General features: G+C 60.7%; 19 protein-coding genes. 11 read left to right on the top strand and 8 right to left on the bottom strand.

Features of this window, described 5'->3' with window-relative positions; translation table 11 throughout:
* Positions 1-9 precede the first annotated feature (9 nt).
* Positions 10-1,404: a COG3014 family protein gene (locus BFP92_RS27110; RefSeq protein ID WP_065931864.1), complete on the bottom strand. Its 1,395-nt coding sequence runs from the start codon at positions 1,402-1,404 to the stop codon at positions 10-12.
* Positions 1,405-1,672: 268 nt separating this feature from the next.
* Between BFP92_RS27110 and BFP92_RS27105 the strand changes: the two genes are divergently transcribed.
* Complete coding sequence (locus BFP92_RS27105) at positions 1,673-3,568, top strand: FTR1 family protein (protein WP_065931863.1); 1,896 nt, start codon at positions 1,673-1,675, stop codon at positions 3,566-3,568.
* A gap of 2 nt (positions 3,569-3,570) precedes the next feature.
* The gene (locus BFP92_RS27100; protein WP_065931862.1) at positions 3,571-4,026 is read left to right on the top strand and encodes a YaiI/YqxD family protein; all 456 of its coding nucleotides are present in this window, start codon (positions 3,571-3,573) and stop codon (positions 4,024-4,026) included.
* On the opposite strand, the gene elbB is transcribed toward BFP92_RS27100, so the two are convergent.
* Positions 4,023-4,688 (bottom strand): isoprenoid biosynthesis glyoxalase ElbB, encoded by a 666-nt coding sequence (elbB, locus tag BFP92_RS27095; protein ID WP_065931861.1) that lies wholly within the window; start codon positions 4,686-4,688, stop codon positions 4,023-4,025. The two genes, BFP92_RS27100 and elbB, sit on opposite strands and share 4 nt — an antisense overlap.
* Before the next feature lie 115 nt (positions 4,689-4,803).
* Between elbB and BFP92_RS27090 the strand changes: the two genes are divergently transcribed.
* On the top strand, positions 4,804-6,039 hold the full coding sequence (locus tag BFP92_RS27090; RefSeq protein ID WP_065931860.1) for a sterol desaturase family protein: 1,236 nt from the start codon (positions 4,804-4,806) through the stop codon (positions 6,037-6,039).
* Here the strand turns inward: BFP92_RS27090 and BFP92_RS27085 are convergent.
* A complete protein-coding gene (locus tag BFP92_RS27085) occupies positions 6,020-6,655 on the bottom strand; it encodes a DedA family protein (RefSeq protein ID WP_065931934.1) in 636 nt (211 codons plus the stop codon). The genes BFP92_RS27090 and BFP92_RS27085 overlap by 20 nt on opposite strands.
* 208 nt (positions 6,656-6,863) lie before the next feature.
* Here BFP92_RS27085 and hemB point away from each other — a divergent pair, with 208 nt between their 5' ends.
* Both hemB and ppk1 read left to right on the top strand, forming a co-directional pair.
* On the top strand, positions 6,864-7,877 hold the full coding sequence (hemB, locus tag BFP92_RS27080; protein ID WP_065931859.1) for a porphobilinogen synthase: 1,014 nt from the start codon (positions 6,864-6,866) through the stop codon (positions 7,875-7,877).
* Positions 7,878-7,895: 18 nt separating this feature from the next.
* A complete protein-coding gene (gene ppk1 / locus BFP92_RS27075) occupies positions 7,896-10,118 on the top strand; it encodes a polyphosphate kinase 1 (protein WP_017135242.1) in 2,223 nt (740 codons plus the stop codon).
* A gap of 202 nt (positions 10,119-10,320) precedes the next feature.
* On the opposite strand, the gene ppx is transcribed toward ppk1, so the two are convergent.
* Positions 10,321-11,823, bottom strand: coding sequence for an exopolyphosphatase (ppx, locus tag BFP92_RS27070; RefSeq protein ID WP_065931858.1), 1,503 nt, complete (start codon positions 11,821-11,823; stop codon positions 10,321-10,323).
* Between the two features lie 478 nt (positions 11,824-12,301).
* On the opposite strand from ppx, the gene BFP92_RS27065 reads away from it, so the two are divergent.
* The 4 genes from BFP92_RS27065 to BFP92_RS27050 all read left to right on the top strand — a co-directional run bounded on the left by BFP92_RS27065 (position 12,302) and on the right by BFP92_RS27050 (position 16,840).
* Entirely contained in the window at positions 12,302-12,958 is a 657-nt protein-coding gene (locus tag BFP92_RS27065; RefSeq protein ID WP_065931857.1) for a DUF1120 domain-containing protein, read from the top strand.
* 127 nt (positions 12,959-13,085) lie between these two features.
* Complete coding sequence (locus BFP92_RS27060; protein ID WP_256122264.1) at positions 13,086-13,796, top strand: fimbria/pilus chaperone family protein; 711 nt, start codon at positions 13,086-13,088, stop codon at positions 13,794-13,796.
* Positions 13,786-16,278 carry a fimbria/pilus outer membrane usher protein gene (locus BFP92_RS27055; RefSeq protein WP_065931932.1) on the top strand — a complete coding sequence of 831 codons (2,493 nt, stop codon included), beginning with the start codon at positions 13,786-13,788 and terminating at the stop codon, positions 16,276-16,278. The genes BFP92_RS27060 and BFP92_RS27055 overlap by 11 nt, the downstream gene beginning before the upstream one ends.
* Before the next feature lie 52 nt (positions 16,279-16,330).
* Positions 16,331-16,840, top strand: coding sequence for a DUF1120 domain-containing protein (locus BFP92_RS27050; RefSeq protein WP_342356507.1), 510 nt, complete (start codon positions 16,331-16,333; stop codon positions 16,838-16,840).
* A 4-nt stretch (positions 16,841-16,844) separates the two neighbouring features.
* On the opposite strand, the gene BFP92_RS27045 is transcribed toward BFP92_RS27050, so the two are convergent.
* The 4 genes from BFP92_RS27045 to BFP92_RS27030 are packed head-to-tail and all read right to left on the bottom strand — an operon-like array spanning position 16,845 to position 19,684.
* The gene (locus tag BFP92_RS27045; RefSeq protein ID WP_017135248.1) at positions 16,845-17,582 is read right to left on the bottom strand and encodes an amino acid ABC transporter ATP-binding protein; all 738 of its coding nucleotides are present in this window, start codon (positions 17,580-17,582) and stop codon (positions 16,845-16,847) included.
* Positions 17,569-18,219, bottom strand: a complete 651-nt coding sequence (locus tag BFP92_RS27040; protein ID WP_065931855.1) for an amino acid ABC transporter permease — start codon at positions 18,217-18,219, stop codon at positions 17,569-17,571. Before BFP92_RS27040 ends, BFP92_RS27045 begins: the two co-directional genes overlap by 14 nt.
* Entirely contained in the window at positions 18,216-18,884 is a 669-nt protein-coding gene (locus BFP92_RS27035) for an amino acid ABC transporter permease (protein ID WP_065931854.1), read from the bottom strand. The genes BFP92_RS27040 and BFP92_RS27035 overlap by 4 nt, the downstream gene beginning before the upstream one ends.
* Before the next feature lie 14 nt (positions 18,885-18,898).
* Complete coding sequence (locus BFP92_RS27030; RefSeq protein WP_056860769.1) at positions 18,899-19,684, bottom strand: transporter substrate-binding domain-containing protein; 786 nt, start codon at positions 19,682-19,684, stop codon at positions 18,899-18,901.
* Between the two features lie 256 nt (positions 19,685-19,940).
* On the opposite strand from BFP92_RS27030, the gene BFP92_RS27025 reads away from it, so the two are divergent.
* A complete protein-coding gene (locus tag BFP92_RS27025) occupies positions 19,941-20,636 on the top strand; it encodes a FadR/GntR family transcriptional regulator (protein ID WP_065931853.1) in 696 nt (231 codons plus the stop codon).
* A 120-nt stretch (positions 20,637-20,756) separates the two neighbouring features.
* On the top strand, positions 20,757-21,086 hold the full coding sequence (trxA, locus tag BFP92_RS27020) for a thioredoxin TrxA (protein ID WP_003213989.1): 330 nt from the start codon (positions 20,757-20,759) through the stop codon (positions 21,084-21,086).
* Positions 21,087-21,215 lie beyond the last annotated feature (129 nt).

Below are 21,215 nucleotides of genomic sequence, written 5' to 3'. Positions count from 1 at the left end.
ACGTGCTCCTTAAGGTTGTTTGAGGGCGATAGCCTGGGTGGAAGTGCTCGGAACCACATGAGCTGCAAGGCCAGCGGCGAACACCTGGTTGCCGACCACGCGCAGGGTGATCACCTGATAGCGCTGGTCAGCCTTGACCGTCACCCGTGTGCCGCCCAGGGCATTGGGCAGGCTGACCTGGTGCTCGCCGTGCTTGAGGCGCAGGCGTGTCACCTGGGTCATGTCCGGCAGCGTGCGCCAGGTGCGGGTGTCGGCGCCTTCGGTCACCGCCGAGGCGATGCCCAGCACCAGGCCCGCCATGGGGTTGGTCTTGTTCAGGTTGTTTTGCGTCACGCCACGGCTGACGGCCCGCACGGTGGTGCGCAGGATGATCCCCGGCATGTCGTCACGCAGGGCACGGCGGGACATGGCGGTGGTGCTATTGAGCACGGTTAGGTTCTGTTGCTTGCCGTCGACGCCGATCTGGCCGAAAGCCTGGGTGGAGGTGTCGGCCTTGATCACCGGGAACGAGAGCGGGGTGATCACCAAATGGCCGTCAATCGGAATTGGCAGCGGCAGGCGGATCGAATCTCGCGCCGGTGCCAGGCCGCTCTGCACCACGATCAGTACGTCGGTCTCGTCGGCGCCGACCTTGGACTTGTCCAGGTCCAGCAACGCTTGTTCCAACAGCGGCGTATTGGGGCGCAACTCGGCGGCCTTGCGATAGCCCGGTGCGGCCAGGTCTCTTTCACCCAGGGCTTCGTAGACAAAGCCTGCCAGGTAATGGCTGAACGCACTCTGGTAGCTGTTCTTGAGGCCGACCACTTCCGGCGCGTCCAGTGCTTCAATCGGGTAGCCGCGCAGGTCCTTGACCTGGGTAGTGACGCCCTGGCGCTCGGCTTCGTTCTCGCGCTTGAGGTATTCCTTGTCCCGCAGGTCGGCAATCACGGCTTCGCGCTCGTGGGTCTTCTTGATTTCGGTACGGGCGCCGTCGAAATCATTCAGGGCCAGCAGGTTCAGGGCCATCTGGGTGGTCAGCATGACTTTTTCGTAGTCATAACCTTCGTAGCGACGCACCTTGTCGTTAACCAGGAAACTGCCGAACTGGGCGAGGTACTTTTCGCTGTCGAACTTGACCGACTCTTCCCACTTGAACACTTGCAGGTCGGCGCTGCGCCAGGCGGTCTGGCTGCCGGTGAGGTCGCCCTTGGCGCGCAACAACTCGCCCTTTTCAAAGAAGTAGAGCAGGTCCTTGTCTTCGCCGGTGTTGTTCTTTTCCAGCAGGGTCAGGGCGCCGTCGACGTTACCGGTGGCCAGCTGCTGGTTGGTGGCTTGCAGCTCGGTGTCGTAGCTGCGAAACATTGAACAACCGGAGAGCAAGGTAACCGCCGCCAGTGTGAGCGGGGCTAAGGCGCGAAATGCCATGCAAACTTCTTCCCTGAGAGTGATCGGCTGATGTGCAAATTCCTCATAAAAACGAGGATATAAATTCCCTTTCGCAATAACAGGGCGCGGCATTATAGGCGTCATTGCTGGCAAAACAATGGCTTTTTGCTGCTGCAAGTCGCGTTCATATGCCATTACTTGCCCCTTTAATGCACAGGGCTCACCTGCGCCAAATCACTAACACCTTGAGTCAAACCCTTTAAAATTTAACAATGTGTTACTTCGTATTTCCCTTTGAGATTCATTCATGATTGCCCCCATCCGTTTTCTCGCCTGGTTGCTGCTGCCAGCCTTGATGTCGTGCAGTTTCAACCTGCTGGCCGCGACTGCCGAGGGCGCCCCACAAGCCCTGCATCTGTTGGACTACATTGGTGCTGACTACCCCCCGACGGTGGAGGCGGGCAAGGTTATCGATGAATCGGAATACCGCGAACAAATAGAGTTTCTCGGCGTGTTGCAGGGCCTGGTGGCCGAGTTGCCGCAAAGGCCGGAGCGCGCGGAGTTGGTCAAAGGCGTCGACGAATTGTTAGCGGCTGTATCCGCTCACCAGGACGGCGTACTCGTCGCCCGCCAAGCCCGCCAGTTGGGCGCCAAGTTGGCGGTGGCCTATGAAGTCAGCCAGGCGCCGGCTATCACGCCAGACCCTGCGCGGGGTGCGCCGCTGTACGCCCAGCACTGCTCGGTGTGCCACGGTACCGCCGGTGCGGGTGATGGCCCGGCGTCCACGGGCATGACGCCGCCGCCAGCGAACCTGCGCGATGCGGTACGTCTGGACCGCCTGAGTCTCTACGCGATTTACAACACGTTGGGCCTGGGTGTTGAAGGCACCGACATGCCGTCCTTCGCCGATCAGTTGGACGATCGTCAGCGCTGGGACCTGGCCACCTATATCGCCAGCTTCACCGCTGACCCCGCTGCGGCAAAATCCGAACAGCCGTTCAATCTCGCCGACCTGGCGCGCCAGACGCCCAATGAGGTATTGGCCGCAAATGGCCCGGCCGCTGCCGCGACGTTCCGCGCCCAGCGTGCGCAGCCGCCGCAGGTCAAGCGTGGCCCGGCGCAGTTGCTCGACTACACCGCAACCACCTTGGACAAGAGCCTCGCCGCGTTCCGTAACGGCGATCGCGAACAGGCCTATGACCTTTCAGTCGCAGCGTACCTGGAAGGCTTCGAGCTGGTAGAAAGCTCCCTGGATAACGTCGACGCCAACGTGCGTAAAGACACCGAGAAAGCCTTGATGGCCTACCGGCAGTCGTTGCAGGACGGCCTGCCGGTCGAGCAGGTGCAACAGCGCCTGGACGTGGCCAAGGGCAAACTCACCGAATCCGCCGGATTGTTGGGCAGTGATGGCCTGAGCTGGTCGCTGAGCTACATCTCCGGTTTGCTGATCCTGCTGCGCGAAGGCCTGGAGGCGATCCTGGTACTGGCGGCGATCCTGGCGTTCCTGCGTAATACCGGCCAGCAATCGGCGGTGCGCAGTGTCAACGTCGGCTGGGGCTTGGCGCTGCTGGCCGGCTTGGCGACCTGGGCACTGGCGGCGTATGTGATCGACGTGAGCGGCGCCCAGCGCGAATTACTCGAAGGCTGCACGGCGCTGTTCGCCAGTGTGATGGTGCTGTGGCTGGGCGTGTGGATGCATGACCGACGCCACGCGGCGGCCTGGCAGGATTACATCAAGAGCAGCCTGGTCGGCGGCGGTGGCCGTTTCGGTTTTGCGATGCTGGCGTTTTTCTCGGTATACCGCGAGCTGTTCGAAGTGATCCTGTTCTACGAAACCCTGTGGCTGCAGGCGGGTCCTGCCGGGCACAACGCGGTATTGGCCGGCGGCGCCACGGCGTTGGTGCTGCTGGTTGGTTTGGCGTGGGTGATCCTGCGCGGTTCAGCGAAACTGCCGCTGGCGTTGTTCTTCGGTATCAATGCGGCGCTGCTGTGCGCGTTGTCGGTGGTGTTCGCCGGGCATGGCGTCAAGGCATTGCAGGAAGCGGGCATCTTCGGCACACGGCCGGTGGCGTTCTTTGACTTCGACTGGCTGGGCATTCATGCCGACGCGTACTCGTTGAGTGCGCAGGCTGTGGCGATCCTGGCGATTGTGGTGCTGTACGGCCGCAGCCGCCTGGCCGAGAAACGCCGAGTGGTTGCATAAGCATGCGCGTGTGGATCGATGCAGACGCCTGCCCACGGGCGGCCAAGGACCAAGTGGTGAAGTTCGCCCTCAAGCGCCAGTTCGACGTGGTGCTGGTGGCGGGCCAGAGCCAGATCAAGCCGGGCTTTGCCTGTGTGAAGCTGATCGTGGTGCCCAGCGGCCCGGACGCGGCGGATGACTATCTGGTGGAGCACGCCGTGCCCGGTGAGTTGGTGATCTGCAGCGACGTGCCGTTGGCCGACCGTCTGGTGAAGAAGGGCGTCACGGCCCTCGACCCACGCGGCAAGGAGTTCAGCCCGTCGAACATGAGTGAGCGACTGGCGGTGCGCAACCTGTTCACCGACCTGCGTGAGCAGGGCCAGATGGGCGGCGGCCCGCCGCCCCATGGCGAAAAGGACAAGCAGGCGTTTGCCAATGCGCTGGACCGTATCCTCACGCGTTTGATGAAGGTGGATTAATCATTCTCGTGGGTCAGTTCCAGCACCCGATCCACCAGCTTGTTGATGCCTGACGCGACCTCGCTGATGCGCTTGCCGAGCATGTAGGCCGGTGTGCTCACCAGCTTGCGCGCCTGGTCCTCGACGATATCCTCGACTGCGCACTCCTGATGAGTGGCGCCCATCTTGTCCAGGGCGGCCGCCGTGTCGGGGCAGTTGCCGATGGTGCACGTCACGCCGGGGCCGTAGATCTTTGCCGCCAGGGCCGGCGAGATGCAGATCAACCCAACAGGCTTGCCGGCTTCGGCAAAGGCTTCAGCCAGTGCCAGCACATGCGGGTTGACGCTGCACCCGGCGCCTTCCACGGCAAAGTTCGAGAGATTCTTCGCTGCGCCAAACCCGCCGGGCACGATCAGTGCGTCGAACTCGTCGGCGCTGGCTTCACGAATATCCTTCACTTCACCTCGAGCGATGCGCGCCGACTCCACCAGCACATTGCGCGACTCGGGCATCTCTTCACCGGTGAGGTGGTTGATGACGTGCAACTGCGCAATATCTGGCGCAAAACATTGAACCTGAGCGCCGCGCTGATCCAGGCGCAGCAGCGTGATCACGCTTTCGTGGATCTCTGCGCCGTCGTACACGCCGCAGCCGGAAAGGATCACTGCAATCTTTTTGCTCATGGGCATCTCTCCTCTTTTGTGGCGTTAAATGTCTACTAATTTGTCACCTGTTGCCAATGGGATCTCCTGCCGCTACACCTAATCTTGATGTAACAAAAAAACATCGGACTAGCCCATGGACTTCGTGCCTTACGCGGTACCGTTTTTCATTGCCCTGATTGTGGTCGAGCTGCTGGCCGATCGCTGGCGCGGTGAACGCAATTATCGGGTCGCGGACGCTATCAACAGCCTCAGCACCGGTGTGCTGTCCACCACCACCGGGTTGTTGACCAAAGGCGTGGGCCTGCTGACCTACGCGTTTGCCCTCAAGCACCTGGCGCTGATCGAACTGTCGGCCCACAGCGTGTGGACCTGGGTGTTCGCCTTTGTGTTCTACGACTTCTGCTACTACTGGCTGCACCGCTGCGGCCATGAGCGCAACATCCTGTGGGCCGCGCACTCGGTGCATCACCAGAGCGAGGACTACAACCTCACCACCGCCCTGCGCCAGACCAGCACCGGCTTCCTGCTGAGCTGGGTCTTCTACCTGCCCCTGGCCGTGCTGGGTGTGCCGCTGGTGGTGTTTATCAGTGTGGCCTCGCTTAATCTTCTGTATCAATTCTGGGTGCATACCCGCCATGTGCCCAAACTTGGCTGGTTCGAGTGGTTCTTTGTCACGCCGTCCAATCATCGGGCCCACCATGCGCAGAACGCTCTCTACATGGATCGCAACTACGGCGGGGTGTTCATTATTTGGGACCGCCTGTTCGGCAGCTTCCAGGAAGAAGACGAAAATGAACCGGTGATCTTTGGCGTGACCACGCCGCTGGCCAGTTGGAACCCGCTATGGGCCAACCTGCAGTTTTATGCACAGTTGTGGAGTGACGCGCGGCGCACTGAGAGCGGGTGGGACAAGCTGCGCATCTGGTTCATGCGCACCGGCTGGCGCCCGGCGGACGTGAAAGCCAAGTACCCGATGGCCAAGCCCGACTTGAGCCAGTTCCGTAAATTCGAGGTGCCGCTGGATGCGCGCCAGCAGGTCTACATTGCGCTGCAATTTGCGGCGTATGTAGGGTTCGGCAGTTATTTGATGAATTTCGGCGAAGGGCTGCCCACGGCGGCGCTGGTGTTGGGCTGGAGTGCCATGGCGCTGGGGCTGTTCAGCTTGGGCGTGGCCCTGGAGAACCGCCCGTGGGCGCTGAAAGCCGAGCTGGTGCGCCTGGGGCTGAATGTGCCGCTGGTGTGGCTGGCGCCGCTGGTCGGCTTGTGGCCGGCCAGCAGCCTGGGCTGGTTGGGCCTGCTCAGTTACAGCTTGCTCAGTGCGATCGGCCTCTACTGTTGCAGAAGCCGGCTTACTCGACTGGCGTCTTAGGCGGTTGCTCCGTGGCCTGCTCGGCAGCCAGCCGGGCCTTGGCCTCGGCACAGGCTTCGCGGGCGATACGCGCATTCTTGAAGCGCCGGCGCAGCCACAGGCCAAAGCCCAACAGCAGCAATGCCCCCAGCACCCACAGCTCGTATTTCTTGACGCTGCCGAGCATGCCTTCCAGCACTGCGCCGAAGTGGTAGGCCGCAGCGCCCAGGGCCGCGGCCCAGACGGCGGCGCCGATGCCGTTGAGGATCAAGTAGCGAGCCGGCGGGTAGCCCGACAGGCCAATCGCCACCGGCATCACGGTGCGCAATCCATACACGAAGCGGAAGCTCAGCACCCAGATATCCGGGTGCTTGCGGATGTGCTCCAGGGCCTTGTCGCCCATCAATTGCCAGCGCGGCTTGCGCGCCAGCAGCTTGCGCCCGTGTTTGCGCCCCAGGAAATACCACAGCTGGTCGCCGGCGTAGCTGCCAAAAAAGGCAACCACCACCACCAGGTTGATATCCATATAGCCACGGAACGCCAGGAAGCCTGCGAGAACCAAAATGGTTTCGCCTTCAAAGAAGGTGCCCAGGAAGAGCGCAAAGTAGCCGAAGTCATGCAGAAATTGTTGAAGCATGGTCTGGGGTGCTGGCGAAATGAACGCGCAGCCTACGCCTTCGTGAACATTCATGAAAGTATCGAGATGTGTCACGAAGTGAACAATTCCTACATAAACGACGAATGCGACTACAGGTCGCATCGATAAGCACAACTGTCATTCCTTCGTCATAATGGCCGCTTATAACTGCAACGCTCGCCCGTAAACGCGGGCTCAGGAGTCTGTCGTGAGCTTTACCCCTGCCAATCGCCTGTTCCCCGCCACCCGTCTGCGACGCAATCGCCGTGATGATTTTTCGCGCCGCCTTGTACGTGAAAACGTACTGACGACGAATGATCTGATCCTGCCGGTGTTTGTGCTGGACGGCGAAAATCGTCGGGAAGCCGTGGCATCGATGCCGGGTGTGGAGCGCTTGACCATTGATTTGCTGCTGGAAGAGGCGGCTGGTTGGGTTGAACTGGGGATTCCGGCGCTGGCACTGTTCCCGGTGACACCGGCTGAGCTCAAGTCCCTCGACGCCGCCGAAGCCTGGAACCCGGATGGCATCGCCCAGCGCGCCACCCGTGCCTTGCGTGAGCGGTTCCCGGAACTGGGTGTGATCACCGACGTGGCGCTGGACCCGTTCACCACCCACGGCCAGGATGGCATTCTCGACGAAGACGGTTATGTTCAGAACGACATCACTGTCGATGCGCTGGTCAAGCAGGCCTTGTCCCATGCGGCGGCAGGCGCCCAGGTGGTGGCGCCGTCGGACATGATGGACGGCCGCATCCAGGCGATTCGCGAAGCCCTGGAACTGGCCGGCCACGTCAATGTGCGCATCATGGCCTACTCGGCCAAGTACGCCAGCGCCTATTACGGCCCGTTCCGCGATGCGGTGGGTTCGGCGTTGAACCTGGGCAAGGCCAACAAGGCTTCGTACCAGATGGACCCGGCCAACAGCCATGAAGCGCTGCACGAAGTGGCGGCCGACCTGGCCGAAGGCGCCGACATGGTGATGGTCAAGCCCGGGATGCCGTACCTGGACATCCTTTATCGGGTCAAAGAGGAATTCAAGGTGCCGACCTTTGTCTATCAGGTCAGCGGTGAATACGCCATGCACATGGCCGCGATCCAGAATGGTTGGTTGAGTGAAGGGGTGATCCTCGAATCCCTGACTGCCTTTAAACGTGCGGGCGCTGATGGCATTCTGACCTACTTCGCCGCCCGCGCCGCCCAATTGCTTAGAGAGCAACAATAGCCCTCACAGGAACACTCGATGAATACCGAAGGACTCTCCGAAGTGGCTGTAAAAGACGCTCACCCGGTGGTTGAACAAATCGCCGAAACCCCACCGGAGCTGGAACCGGCTGCGCCTGCCGTGGTGGCTGAGGCGCCCGCGCCGGCCCCGGTGGCGGCGGTGACCAACCTGGATGACAGCAGCCTGTACATCCATCGTGAGCTGTCACAACTGCAATTCAACATCCGCGTGCTGGAGCAGGCGCTGGATGAGTCCTACCCGCTGCTGGAGCGGCTGAAATTCCTGCTGATCTTCTCCAGCAACCTGGACGAGTTCTTCGAGATCCGCGTGGCCGGCCTCAAAAAACAAATCACCTTTGCCCGCGAACAGGCCGGTGCCGACGGCCTGCAGCCGCATCAGGCCCTGGCGCGCATCAGCGAGCTGGTGCACGGCCATGTGGACCGCCAGTACGCGATCCTCAACGACATCCTGCTGCCGGAACTTGAAAAACATCAGGTCCGCTTCATCCGTCGTCGTCACTGGACCACCAAGATCAAGACCTGGGTGCGCCGCTACTTCCGTGACGAGATTTCACCGATCATCACCCCGATCGGCCTCGACCCGACGCACCCGTTCCCGTTACTGGTCAACAAGAGCCTCAACTTTATCGTCGAGCTGGAAGGCATCGACGCTTTCGGTCGCGATTCTGGCCTGGCGATCATCCCGGCGCCGCGTCTGTTGCCACGGATCATCAAGGTACCGGAAGAAGTAGGGGGCGCTGGCGATAACTATGTATTCCTGTCTTCGATGATCCACGCGCACGCCGATGACCTGTTCCAGGGCATGAAGGTCAAGGGCTGCTACCAGTTCCGCCTGACCCGTAACGCCGACCTGGCGCTGGACTCCGAAGACGTCGAAGACTTGGCCCGTGCCCTGCGCGGGGAGCTGTTCTCGCGCCGTTACGGCGACGCGGTACGCCTGGAAGTGGCCGACACCTGTCCCAAACACCTGTCGGACTACCTGCTCAAGCAGTTCAACCTGGCCGAGTCCGAGTTGTACCAGGTCAATGGCCCGGTGAACCTGACCCGTCTGTTCAGCATCACCGGCCTGGACAGCCACCCGGAGCTGCAATACACGCCGTTCACACCGCAGATTCCGAAACTGCTGCAAAACAGCGAGAACATTTTCAGTGTGGTGAGCAAGCAGGACATCCTGCTGTTGCACCCGTTCGAGTCCTTCACGCCAGTGGTCGACCTGCTGCGCCAGGCCGCCAAAGACCCGCATGTTCTGGCGGTGCGCCAGACTCTGTACCGCTCCGGCGCCAACTCGGAAATCGTCGATGCGCTGGTAGACGCCGCGCGAAACGGCAAGGAAGTCACGGCGGTGATCGAGTTGCGTGCGCGGTTTGACGAAGAGTCCAACCTGCAACTGGCCAGCCGCCTGCAAGCGGCCGGTGCGGTGGTGATCTACGGCGTGGTTGGCTTCAAGACCCACGCCAAAATGATGCTGATTCTGCGCCGCGAGGCCGGCGAGATTGTGCGTTACGCCCACTTGGGCACCGGCAACTACCACGCCGGCAACGCCAAGCTCTACACCGACTACAGCTTACTCACCTCTGACGACGCCTTGTGTGAGGACGTCGGCAAGTTGTTCAGCCAGCTGATCGGCATGGGCAAGACCTTGCGCATGAAGAAGCTGCTGCACGCGCCGTTCACGCTCAAGAAGGGCATGCTCGACATGATTGCCCGCGAAACCCAGTTCGCCCTCGACGGCAAGCCGGCGCACATCATTGCCAAGTTCAACTCGCTGACCGATCCGAAGATCATCCGCGCGCTGTACAAGGCCAGCCAGTCCGGTGTGCGCATCGACCTGGTGGTGCGTGGCATGTGCTGCCTGCGCCCGGGCATTGTGGGTGTGTCGCATAACATCCATGTGCGCTCGATCATCGGCCGCTTCCTGGAGCACACGCGGGTGTTCTACTTCCTCAACGGCGGCGAAGAGCAGATGTTCCTCTCCAGTGCCGACTGGATGGAGCGCAACCTCGACAAGCGTGTGGAGACCTGCTTCCCGGTGGAAGGCAAGAAGCTGATCATGCGGGTCAAGAAGGAGCTCGAAAGCTACCTCACCGACAACACCCATAGCTGGAGCCTGCAATCGGACGGGCGCTACGTGCGCAACACGCCGACCGGCAACCAGAACCCGCGCAGTGCGCAGGCGACGCTGCTGGAGAAGCTGGGTAGCCCGATTCTTGCGGTGAATTAAAAACCGACAGGGTCTGAAATGTGGAGTGGCTTTGTGGCGAGCGGGCTTGCCCCGCGTTGGGCTGCGAAGCAGCCCCAATAAAAACGCCGCATTCTGTCTGACAGAATGCGGCGTTTGGTTTTAGGGCCGCTTCGCAGCCCAACGCGGGGCAAGCCCGCTCGCCACAACAAGCCCGCTCCCACAGGTGTTTTTGCAGTGTCCTTTAGCGCAGGTTCAGGCTGAACCCAACCCGCGTCAGCCACTCCGCTTCCTGGGCAAAGTCTGCCTGGGTCAGCTGGTTTTCATCCAGCCAGCCTTTGGGGAATACCACGTCCAGGCTGTCACCGTGCGCGCGCAGGGTGACTTGGGGCATTTCCTGGGTGCCACGGATGTGGTGGAACAGGATCGCAAAGCGCAGCAACACGCACAGGCGGATCAGTTTGATGCCTTCGTCGCCGAATTCGGCAAACTTGTCCTTGGGAATGTTGCGGCGATGGCCACGCACCAGCAGGGCGAGCATCTGTTGGTCTTCGCGGGAGAAGCCGGCGAGGTCCGAGTGTTCGATCAGGTAGGCGCCGTGCTTGTGGTAATGGTAGTGGGCGATGTCCAGGCCCACTTCATGCACCTTGGCCGCCCAGCCCAGCAGCTCGCGCCAGACGCCGTCTTCCAGCTCCCAGTCCTCGGCCACCTGGTCAAAAGCGTGCAGGGCTTTGCGTTCCACACGGGCCGCTTGTTCCAGGTCGACGTGATAGCGCTCCATCAGGGAGGTGAGGGTGCGCTCACGCACGTCTTCGTGGTGATGGCGGCCCAGCAGGTCATACAGCACGCCTTCGCGCAGGGCGCCGTCGCAGTGGTCCATGCGTTGCAGTTCGAGGGCGTCGAAGATCGCTTCGAGAATCGCAAGGCCGGCCGGGAAGATGGTGCGGCGGTCGGGCTTGATGCCGTCGAAGTCGATTTTCTCGGCATCGCCCAGCTTGAACAGTTTGCGCTTGAGCCAGGCCAGGCCTTCGGCGTTGACCTCACCGGTGCCATGGCCGCCGGCTTTCAGGGCCAGGCCGATGGCGCGGATGGTGCCGGAGGAGCCGATGGCTTCATCCCAGGTCAGGCGGTGCAGGGCGTGCTCGATGCTCATGATCTCCAGCCGCGCCGCCGTGTAGGCCTGGGCGTAGCGGGCCGGGGTGATCTTGCCGTCCTTGAAGTAGCGCTGGGTAAAGCTCACGCAGCCCATTTGCAGGCTCTCGCGCAGCAAGGGCTCGAATCTTTGCCCGATGATGAACTCGGTGCTGCCGCCGCCGATATCCGCCACCAGGCGCTTGCCGGGGGTGTCGGCCAGGGTGTGGGACACGCCCAGGTAGATCAGGCGCGCTTCTTCGCGGCCGGAAATAACTTCAACCGGGTGCCCGAGGATTTCTTCGGCGCGGCGGATGAATTCGACACGGTTACGCGCCTCACGCAAGGCGTTGGTGCCGACAATTCGCACGGCGCCCAATGGCATGCCGTTGATCAGTTGGGCAAAACGCTTGAGGCAGTCGAGGCCGCGCTGCATTGATTCTTCATTGAGCTGGCGCTGGTCGTCGATGCCGGCAGCCAGTTGAACTTTCTCGCCGAGCCGCTCAAGGATGCGGATTTCGCCGTTCTGGGCCTTGGCCACGACCATGTGAAAGCTGTTGGAGCCCAGGTCGATGGCGGCGATCAGGGACAGATTCTTGGCTTGGGATTGCGGCATGGTTTGGGGGTCTCGGTCGATAACCCGACCATCGTGCCACGATCGACCGCTGGCGCCAACGCGTTGTGCTTCGGGAATGTTCCTGTGGGTGTAGGAGGCAATGCCCGTTGGAGCTGTAGGGCGGTTCGATTTTGATCTAGTGAATAAATTTTAAGCCAGGTAAGAGATATTAAAATTATGCCTGTAGAAATCCTCTACTGACTTTCCTTACAAGGTTGTTGAGTTGTTCTGTTCGATTTCTTGCTTATGACTACGTGGGCAGTCGAAAACGGTAACTACGTTTTTATTGCATTCTGACAATAGCTGGCGCGCTCTCCTATTCTTTTTTGGGTCACTAACAAGCGAGACTGCCCGCCGGCAATGATGCCGTGGTGTTACTTGCTTATGGGCTTTTATGTCAGGGAGTGTCGTGTTTTGGAAGCGGAGCTTTTCAGTCTTTAATTAGTAACGCCTGTTAACTTCTAATGATGGGTAAAACATGAAAAAAGTATTTGGCTTGGCCGTGGGTGTAGCGTGTCTGGTTGCCAGTGTGGGCGCCTATGCTACAAACAACCCGACCGGCAACCTGATCGTCAAGGGCACCATCACTCCGGCAGCTTGCAGTATCAGCGTGACCGCCGGCGGGGTTATTGACTATGGCACGATTCGCGCCGCCGAATTGTCCCGGACGAATTTCAACCCGCGTGAGGAGCGCTCCACAGCGCTGGTCGTCAATTGCGGTCAAACGCCTGCGAGGTTTGGCTTGACGGTGACTGACTTGCGAGCCTTCAGTAAAGTCCCCGGCATATTGGGCGCAAACTATACCGAGGCCCAGAACTTTGGCCTGGGCGCGCCCGGTGGCAAGCGCACCGGCGGCTATTCGGTCACCCTCAGGAACTTGACGTCCAGCGGACAGGCGCTTTGGCCGATCGTACGCTCAAGCACGACAGCTGCCTGGCAAGCCAGCGACGGCAAGGTGACCCAGGCGCCCAGTCAGCACTCCTGGCGTAACGGCGCACCCTATGCGCCAGCGGCGATCTCCCAGCTCTCCGGTGTTATTGCCGTTAAAGCTGTGATCAATCGCGCGGCTGACCTGAACCTCACCGGTAATGTGACACTGGATGGTCACGCAACCCTGGTGCTGAATTACATCTAAGCCTTTTGAATGACAGTCGATGCGAGGCAGAGGTCGTCAGCATGCCCCTGGTTTGTTATCGGCTGTTTTTACATGGCTGGGAGATTACAAGTGTTTATTTATTTGTAAGTGTTCCAGGGAGAACTCGGTGATCGGTCTTTCAAGAATAATTGTTTCTATATCGTGCTGTATGGCGTTGCTATTGTACGGCACAGCCTATGCCGACGGTATGTTGCCTGAAACCACGGTTGTCATTCTTTATGAGGAAAATGGCGAAGCCACGATTAATATCAAAAATACCGATCCAACTCCCGCATTACTGCACTCCGTCATTGAAAACGTGCCCGAGGATCTTGAAACCCTGTTGATTGTCACCCCGCCCATTGCTCGCGTGGAGCCAGAGGAGACGCAACTGGTTCGGTTTATCAGTACCTTGAAGACACCGCTCAAGACTCAGCGTCTCAAACGTGTGTCCTTTGAGGGTATTCCCCAGGCGCGTGAACCCGGTGGTGCGACCATTGGTATCACCCTGCGTCAAAACTTGCCGTTGATCCTGCACCCGGCAGGTTTGCCCCGGCACGAGGCACCTTGGGAACTGCTTAAGTGGAAGCGCCAGGGTGATCGCTTGAGCGTACATAACGACAGTGCCTATGTGGTGCGGATGGGGTTGGAGGTACAGCTTAATCCGCTGAAGCAAATCGGCTTGCTGCCCCGCACTTATATCCTGCCCGGCGAGGTGTTGACGCTCAAGACCGAGGGGCCGGTGAGCGAGGTGACCTCGGTGCGGCTACAGCCGGCCACGGTGTTTGGTTTTGCCGTCGATGATTACCAGGCAGATGTACTGGGCCATGAGGGTTAATCAGTCGCTACCCAGCCCGGTAGGCCGCCGCTCAGGGCTTTTCTTGGGGTTGGCCGCCTTGTGGGGTGCCCCCGGTTTTGCTTGGGCGGGCGAGTTGGGGGAGGGCTTTGATCTGGCTGTCTTGGCCAGCTATGGCATCGATCCGAAGGTTTCCGACTACTTTCGCAGTGCGGCGCGGTTTCGTGAGGGCATGCAGGTAGTGGGACTGCGCGTCAACGGAAACTCCCTGGGTCTGGTCGAGGCCCGTTTCGATTATCAGGGACAGCTGTGCTTTACCCAGGGTCTGCTTGAAAAAGCCGGACTCAAAGTACCCGCCGCAATCGTGCAATCGGGCATTTCGGCCGATCAGGCGTGTCACGATTTCATGGGTGAGTTCCCCGCGACCATCGTCAGGCTGCAGCCGGGCAGAGAAGAGGTTGCTCTGGTCGTGCCTACCCAGTCCCTGCGTGAGGCTGAATGGGAAGCGGGGAGTTTTTCCGAGGGCGGTGCGGCAGCGTTGTTCAACTACGATGTGCTCGGGTTTCAGACCCAGTCGCGCAGTGGCCCCAGCCGGTTCGTTTCGGCTTACACCGAGGCGGGATTCAATCTGGGTAATTGGGTGGTCCGCAGTCGGCAGTTCTTCATCTCTGATAACGGTAAAAGTCGCAGCGAACATGTGCAGGCCTACGCCCAGCGTGACATTGCCGCGTTGCGCTCGACGTTCCAGGTGGGCCAGATCTCTACCCAAAGTCCGGTGTTCGGTGGGGTTCAGCTGTCGGGCTTTCAGCTGTTTCCGGATGGCGTATCGCGCACCGGCGCCAGTAATGGCGTGGTGGTGGAGGGGGTGGCCCACAGCCAGGCGCGTGTCGAGGTGCGCCAGTCCGGCGCGCTGATTCATACCACGTTGGTGCCTGAGGGGCCGTTCAGCCTGACTGGCTTGCCCTTGCTCAATGGCACCAGCGACCTGGAAGTCAGCGTTATCGGCACCCGGGGGGGCACTCGCAGTTTCGTGGTGCCGGCGGCCTCCTTCAGTGCGGCCATTGGCGTAACTCCGGGTTTTGACTTCGCCCTGGGCAAGGTGCGCGAACAACTGAGTGATGGTCGGGAGGCGCCGACTGTCGCCATGGGCAGTGGCACCTGGGGGCTGGGCAGGCAGTCATCCCTTGGGTTTGGTTTATTGAGCACCGATGAGTATCACTCGGCCGGTGGCACCTTTAGCAGCGTGTTTTTCCAGCGGGTGACTGTCAGTGCCCGGCATAACCTCTCGCGCGATGGCGAGGTGGGTGTGGACGGCGGACGCAGCTCCCTGTCCCTGAGCAGCCCGTTGGTGGCGGGTATTGAGATGAGCCTGAGCGCGACGACCCAAAGCCAAGGCTATCGGGATGTCCTCGAAGCGGGCCGGCGCTTGAAAAAAGATGAGCTGCAGACTCGCTTCCAGAATCAGTACACGGCGGGCCTCAGTTGGGCTGACCCGACCCTGGGGGCCTTTGCGGTTAACTACGCACGCAGTACCCAGTTTGATGGTCAGCTTGCCGAAAATGTATTTGCCTCGTGGAGCAAGGGTTTCAGGCAGGTCGATGTGGCGTTGATCGCCGACTCGCAGGTGGGCGCATCGCGGCGGCGCAAGACCGCAAGCCGTGAGCGGGGTATGCGTGATGAGGTATCGCCGGAAGGGGTGTCCTTGCGCCTGCAGGTCACGGTGCCCTTTGGTGACGATCGCCGCCTGACATCCTACGCCAGTCGCCGCAATGGCCGCGCCGATATGGGCACGGCGTTGTCCGAACGGGTCAATGAGTATGTGAACTACGAAGTGGGCGTTGAGCGGGATCTGCAGGACCGCCAGCAAGCGGTGCGCGCAAACGTCGATGTGATACCGCGTTATACCCGGGTTGGCCTGGGCATGAATCGCACGCCCACGAGCACCAGCTATAACGGGCAACTGCAAGGCGCCGTGGTGGCTCACGAACGCGGCCTGACCTTTTCTCCCTATAAGGTGCAGGACACCTTCGGTGTTCTGTCGGTGGGCGATGTGTCGGCGGCCAAGGTCTCGACCCCACAAGGCCCGGTGTGGACGGACTACCGTGGGCATGCAGTGATACCCGGCTTGCCGGCTTACACCACCAGCCGTCTGGAAGTGCAGACCCAGTCCTTGCCCAAGCGGGTCGATCTCAAGAACGGCACCAAAATCCTCGCCGCTGGGCGCGGGTCATTCAATACCGTGGATTTCCAGGTGGTGAATGTTCGTCGGGTATTGCTTGAAGTCCGCGATGACCAAGGTGCACCTCTGCCCCAGGGTTCTGCGGTGTTTGGCCCGGACAATACCTACCTGACCAATGTGGTGGGCGAGGGCCTGATCTTTTTGAACAATATGGATGACGGGCAAATCCTCAGCGTTTCGCCGCCGGGCTCTACGCGCGCGTGTTTGCTGCATCTGAACCTTGAGTCGCAACCCCAAGAGGACAAGCTCTATGAAACGGCTTCGGCGGTCTGTCGTGCCCAGTAAAACCGTACAGCACCCCGTCCGCCGAATGTGCCTGGGGCTTGGCTTGTTGTTCATGCTCTCGATAGCTGCCCAGGATGCTTCGGCGAATGATTGTCGCCTCTCGATCAGCCAGCCCAGGGTCGACTACGGCATGCTCAGGCGCGCAGAACTGCTGGATGAGCAGATCAGCAACCAGCCGGTTATTTTGGGCAAACGTACCCTGCAACTGAGCGTCGTGTGTGCCGAACCCGGGGTTGTCGCCCTGCGCTTTACCGGCGTACCGGCAGGGACGCAAGGCTTTCGATTCGGGCGCCAGGGCAGTTTCACCCTGGCCCTCAAACATGCCTTGGTCGATGGTCGCGCTGTCGAACTTTACTCGATGCAATCAACAGACACGTCTGCCCTGGGGCATTTACTGCCCGGCCAGGTATTGATTGCCAAAGCCGGGGGGGGGCCGCTGACCGGCACACGCTTTTCAGCGCAAGTGGAGATCGACACTTACCTGCCGCCCGATGCCTTTTCGGTGCGCCACGAGACCGTCTTCGAAGGTCAGGGGCACTTTGAATGGTTGCCTGGCGGCTGACCGGTCAGCCCGGTTGTTCCACCGAGCCAATGAAATTGGCGAATTCCGGCGTCTTCGGGTTTGCGAACAAGGTCTTGGGGTCGCCCACTTCATGCACCTTGCCCTGATGCATGAACACCAGCTTGTCCCCGACTTCCCGCGCAAAGCGCATTTCGTGGGTCACCATAATCAGGGTCATGCCGTCCTTGGCCAGTTGGCGCACCACACTGAGCACTTCATTGACCAGCTCCGGGTCCAGCGCCGAGGTGATTTCATCGCACAGCAGCACCTTGGGCGACATGGCCAGCGCGCGGGCAATGGCCACCCGTTGCTGCTGGCCGCCGGACAGGCGATCAGGGAAAGCGTCAAACTTTTCCCCCAGCCCGACCCGCTCCAGCATCTGCCGGGCAAGCTGGGCGGCCTTGGCCTTGGGCACTTTCTGCACCACTTGTGGCGCGAGCATGACGTTCTCTCCCACGGTCAGGTGTGGGAACAGGTTGAACTGCTGGAACACCATCCCGACTTTCTGCCGCAGGCTGCGCAGGTCGGCGCGGGCGGCGTCGAGGTATTCACCATCGACTTCAATCACGCCGTCGTTGATCGATTCCAGACCGTTGAGGGTCCGCAGCAAAGTGGACTTGCCTGAGCCGCTGCGGCCGATAATCGCCACCACTTGGCCTTCTTCAACGGTCAGGTCGATGCCTTTGAGGACGTGGTGATCGCCGTAGTACTTATGCAGGGCGGAAATTCTAAGCAGAGGCATGCAGTCTCCTTTCCAGGTAGCGCGCACTGAGGGACAAGGGGTAGCAGAGCAGGAAGTAACCGAGGGCCACCAGGCCGTAGACCATAAAGGGCTCGAAGGTAGCGTTGGCGAGCATGCCGCCGGTTTTGGTCAGCTCGGTAAAACCGATGATCGAGGTCACGGCGGTGCCTTTGACCACCTGCACCGAGAAGCCCACGGTGGGCGCCACGGCAATGCGCAGGGCTTGCGGCAGGATCACGTAGCGCAGTTGTTCAAGCGGGTTAAGCGCCAGGCTGGCCGATGCTTCCCATTGCCCGTGGGCAATCGATTCGACGCAGCCGCGCCAGATCTCGGCCAGGTAAGCACTGGTGAACAGGGTCAAGGCAATCGCCGCCGCCAGCCAGGGCGAGATATCCACGCCCAGCAGCGCAATGCCGAAAAACACCAGGAACAGCTGCATCAGCAGCGGCGTGCCCTGGAACAGCTCGATATAGGTGCGCGCGACATTGCGCGGGAAGGCTTTACGGCTGATGCGCAGGGTCATCACCAACAACCCGATGACGCCGCCGCCGACAAAGGCCACCAGCGACAGCAGCAAGGTCCATTGCAGGCCGGTGGCGAGGTTGCGCACGATGTCCCAGAAGGAGAAATCACTCATCGGCTGTTCCTCATTACGTAGCGACGGCCGATCCAGTTGAGCAACTGGCGAATCATCAGCGCCATGCACAGGTACACCAGAGTGGTCAGTGCATAGGTTTCGAAGGCACGGAAGTTGCGCGACTGGATAAAGTTGGCGGCAAAGCTCAGCTCTTCGGTGGCGATCTGTGAACACACCGCCGAGCCGAGCATCACGATGATGATCTGGCTGCTCAAGGCCGGCCACACCTTGCCCAGTGCCGGCAGCAGCACCACATGGCGGAACGCCTCGAAACGCGTCATCGCCAATGCCGCTGCGGCTTCCAGCTGGCCGCTTGGGACTGCCTGGATGCCGGCGCGAATGATCTCGGTGGAGTACGCCCCCAGGTTGATCACCATCGCCAGTACGGCGGCTTGCCACTCGGTGATTCTCAGCCCCAGGGACGGCAGGCCGAAGAAGATGAAGAACAACTGCACCAGAAACGGCGTGTTGCGGATCAACTCGACATACACCCCGAAGATCCAGGAAAACGGCTGGATCTTCCATGCCCGCACCACGGCGCCGACGGTGCCCAAGGCCACCCCGAGGATCGTGCCGATAGCCGTCAGCTCAAGGGTGAACAGCGCGCCGCGTAGCAGCAGGTCGGTATTGGCCAGCACCGGCACAAAGTCAAATTGATACGCCATGAATCAGCTCCGCCTCACAGATCGGCAGGCAGTGGTTCTTTAAGCCACTGCATCGCGTTCTTTTCCAGGCTGCCATCGGCCTTGGCCGCGACCAGGATCTGGTTGACCTTCTCCAGCAGCGCCGGCTCGTTTTTGTTCACGCCCACGTACACCGGCGAATCCTTGAGTTTCACCTTCAGCGCCAGCCCGCGTTTGTTGCTGCGCTCGCTGATCGCGACCATCACCACGTTGCCGCTGGCGATCAGGTCGACCTGGCCGGCCAGGTAGGCGGCGATGGTGGAATTGTTGTCTTCGAAGCGCTTGATCGTGGCTTCCTTGGGCGCCACGGCGGTCAGCTCGATGTCTTCGATGGCGCCGCGCGTCACGCTGATGGTCTTGCCCTTGAGGTCATCGGTGGTGTGGATGGCCGCATCAGGCGGGCCGAACACGGCCAGGTAGAACGGCGCGTAGGCCTTGGAGAAGTCGATGACCTTTTCGCGCTCGGCATTCTTGCCCAGGCTGGAAATCACCAGATCGACCTTGCCGGTAGTGAGGAACGGGATACGGTTGGTGCTGTTGACTGGGGTCAGCTCCAGCTTGACCTTGAGCCGGTCGGCCAGCAGCTTGGCGGTGTCGATGTCCAGGCCACGGGGTTTCATGTCCGGGCCAACCGAGCCGAACGGCGGGAAGTCCTGGGGCACGGCCACCTTGAGGGTGCCACGGGCGACGATATCGTCCAGACCGTTGGCATGGGCGGGCGCCTGGCTCAGCATCAGGCTGGCAAACAGGGCAGTGAGCAGGGCGCTGTAGCGCTTGGTCATGGCAACTCTCCGGGGAAGGGCGCGGGAATATTCTGTTTCGAGCCATTGCACGGCCCATGCCATCACCGCATCAATGGCCTGGAACGCCGGGATTTGTTGAGGTCTGGTGGTCTTACTGGTCTGAACAGTGCGCAGGGTTTTCGCACCTTTTTCGAGCGCCGATAAAACCCCGCGAGCCCCTTTGGGGCGTGGCTTGCCGCCGGCTGCGAATAGCTTTACAACTAGCCGCTCCGTTGACTGCAACCTTGAGTTTTTTATGAATTCCATCGCCCAAGCCGTACCGGAAGCGGCCCTGCAGGCCATCCGTAAACTGATCAAGGAACAGGGCTTTGCCGCGGGTGACGCGTTGCCGTCCCAGCGCGACCTGGCGGTACAGTTGGGCGTGAGTCGGGCGTCGTTGCGCGAGGCGTTGTCGTCTTTAAGTGCTCTGGGCGTGGTGAGTGTGCAGCCGGGTAAAGGCGTGTTTGTGCAAGAGGTGCAAGAGGCGCCGGGGTTTGCCTGGCCCTTCGCCGCCCAGGCCACGCCGCTGGATATCTTCCAGTTGCGCTACGCCCTGGAAGGGTTTGCTGCGGGGTTGGCGGCGGTAACATTGAGCCCCGATGAGCTGGACAGCCTGCAAGACAATGTCGAGGCCATGCGCAAAGTACTCAAGGCCGGCGACTTCGAAGCCGCTGCCCGCTTGGACTTCGAGTTTCATCAACGGATCCTGCTGGCCAGCGGTAACCAGGCGATGGTGAGCATCCTGAGTGCCAGTGCCGAGGTGTTCCTGGAGAGCCAGAAGCTACCGTTCATCCGGCCGGAACGGGCCATGGAGACCTGGCAAGAACACCGCAGGATCCTGCGTGCCCTGGCTCGGCGCGCCAGTGCGGCGGCGCAGAAAACCATGCAGGAACACGTGCGCAATGCGGCGTTGCGTACAGGCATCGCCTTCGTGACTGCCGTGACGCCGTGAGTGAGCTATACCCAAACTCATGCGGCGCCATAGCAAGACTCAATCAGAGGCGGCTTCCTGAACGGGGGAAGGGCGGCTATGATGGGCCACGTTTTTTTTGCTTACAATCCGGAGACATCCATGAGCAACGATCTTATCAAGCACGTCACCGACGCGACCTTTGAGGCCGAAGTACTCAAGGCTCAAGGCCCGGTACTGGTTGACTACTGGGCTGAATGGTGTGGCCCTTGCAAAATGATCGCCCCTGTTCTGGACGACATTGCGACCACTTACGAAGGCAAGCTGACCATTGCCAAGCTGAACATCGACGACAACCAGGAAACCCCGGCCAAGCACGGCGTGCGTGGTATCCCGACCCTGATGCTGTTCAAGAACGGCAACGTCGAAGCCACTAAAGTGGGCGCGCTGTCGAAGTCCCAGCTGCAAGCTTTCCTCGACGCGAACATCTAAGCGTCGTCAAAAAAGCCCCGCAAAATAGCGGGGCTTTTTCGTGAAACAGGGCTAGACGCTCCGAAATTCAGGTGGTACATTCGGCCCCGCACTGGTTTCTCCACTGCCCCCTGCAAGCCGTCGCCGACG

This window comes from Pseudomonas sp. 58 R 3 (assembly GCF_900006605.1).
Classification (GTDB): Bacteria; Pseudomonadota; Gammaproteobacteria; order Pseudomonadales; family Pseudomonadaceae; genus Aquipseudomonas; species Aquipseudomonas salomonii.
The sequence above is the reverse complement of the archived record's forward strand: the minus strand, read 5'-3'. Positions and strand labels throughout refer to the sequence as shown.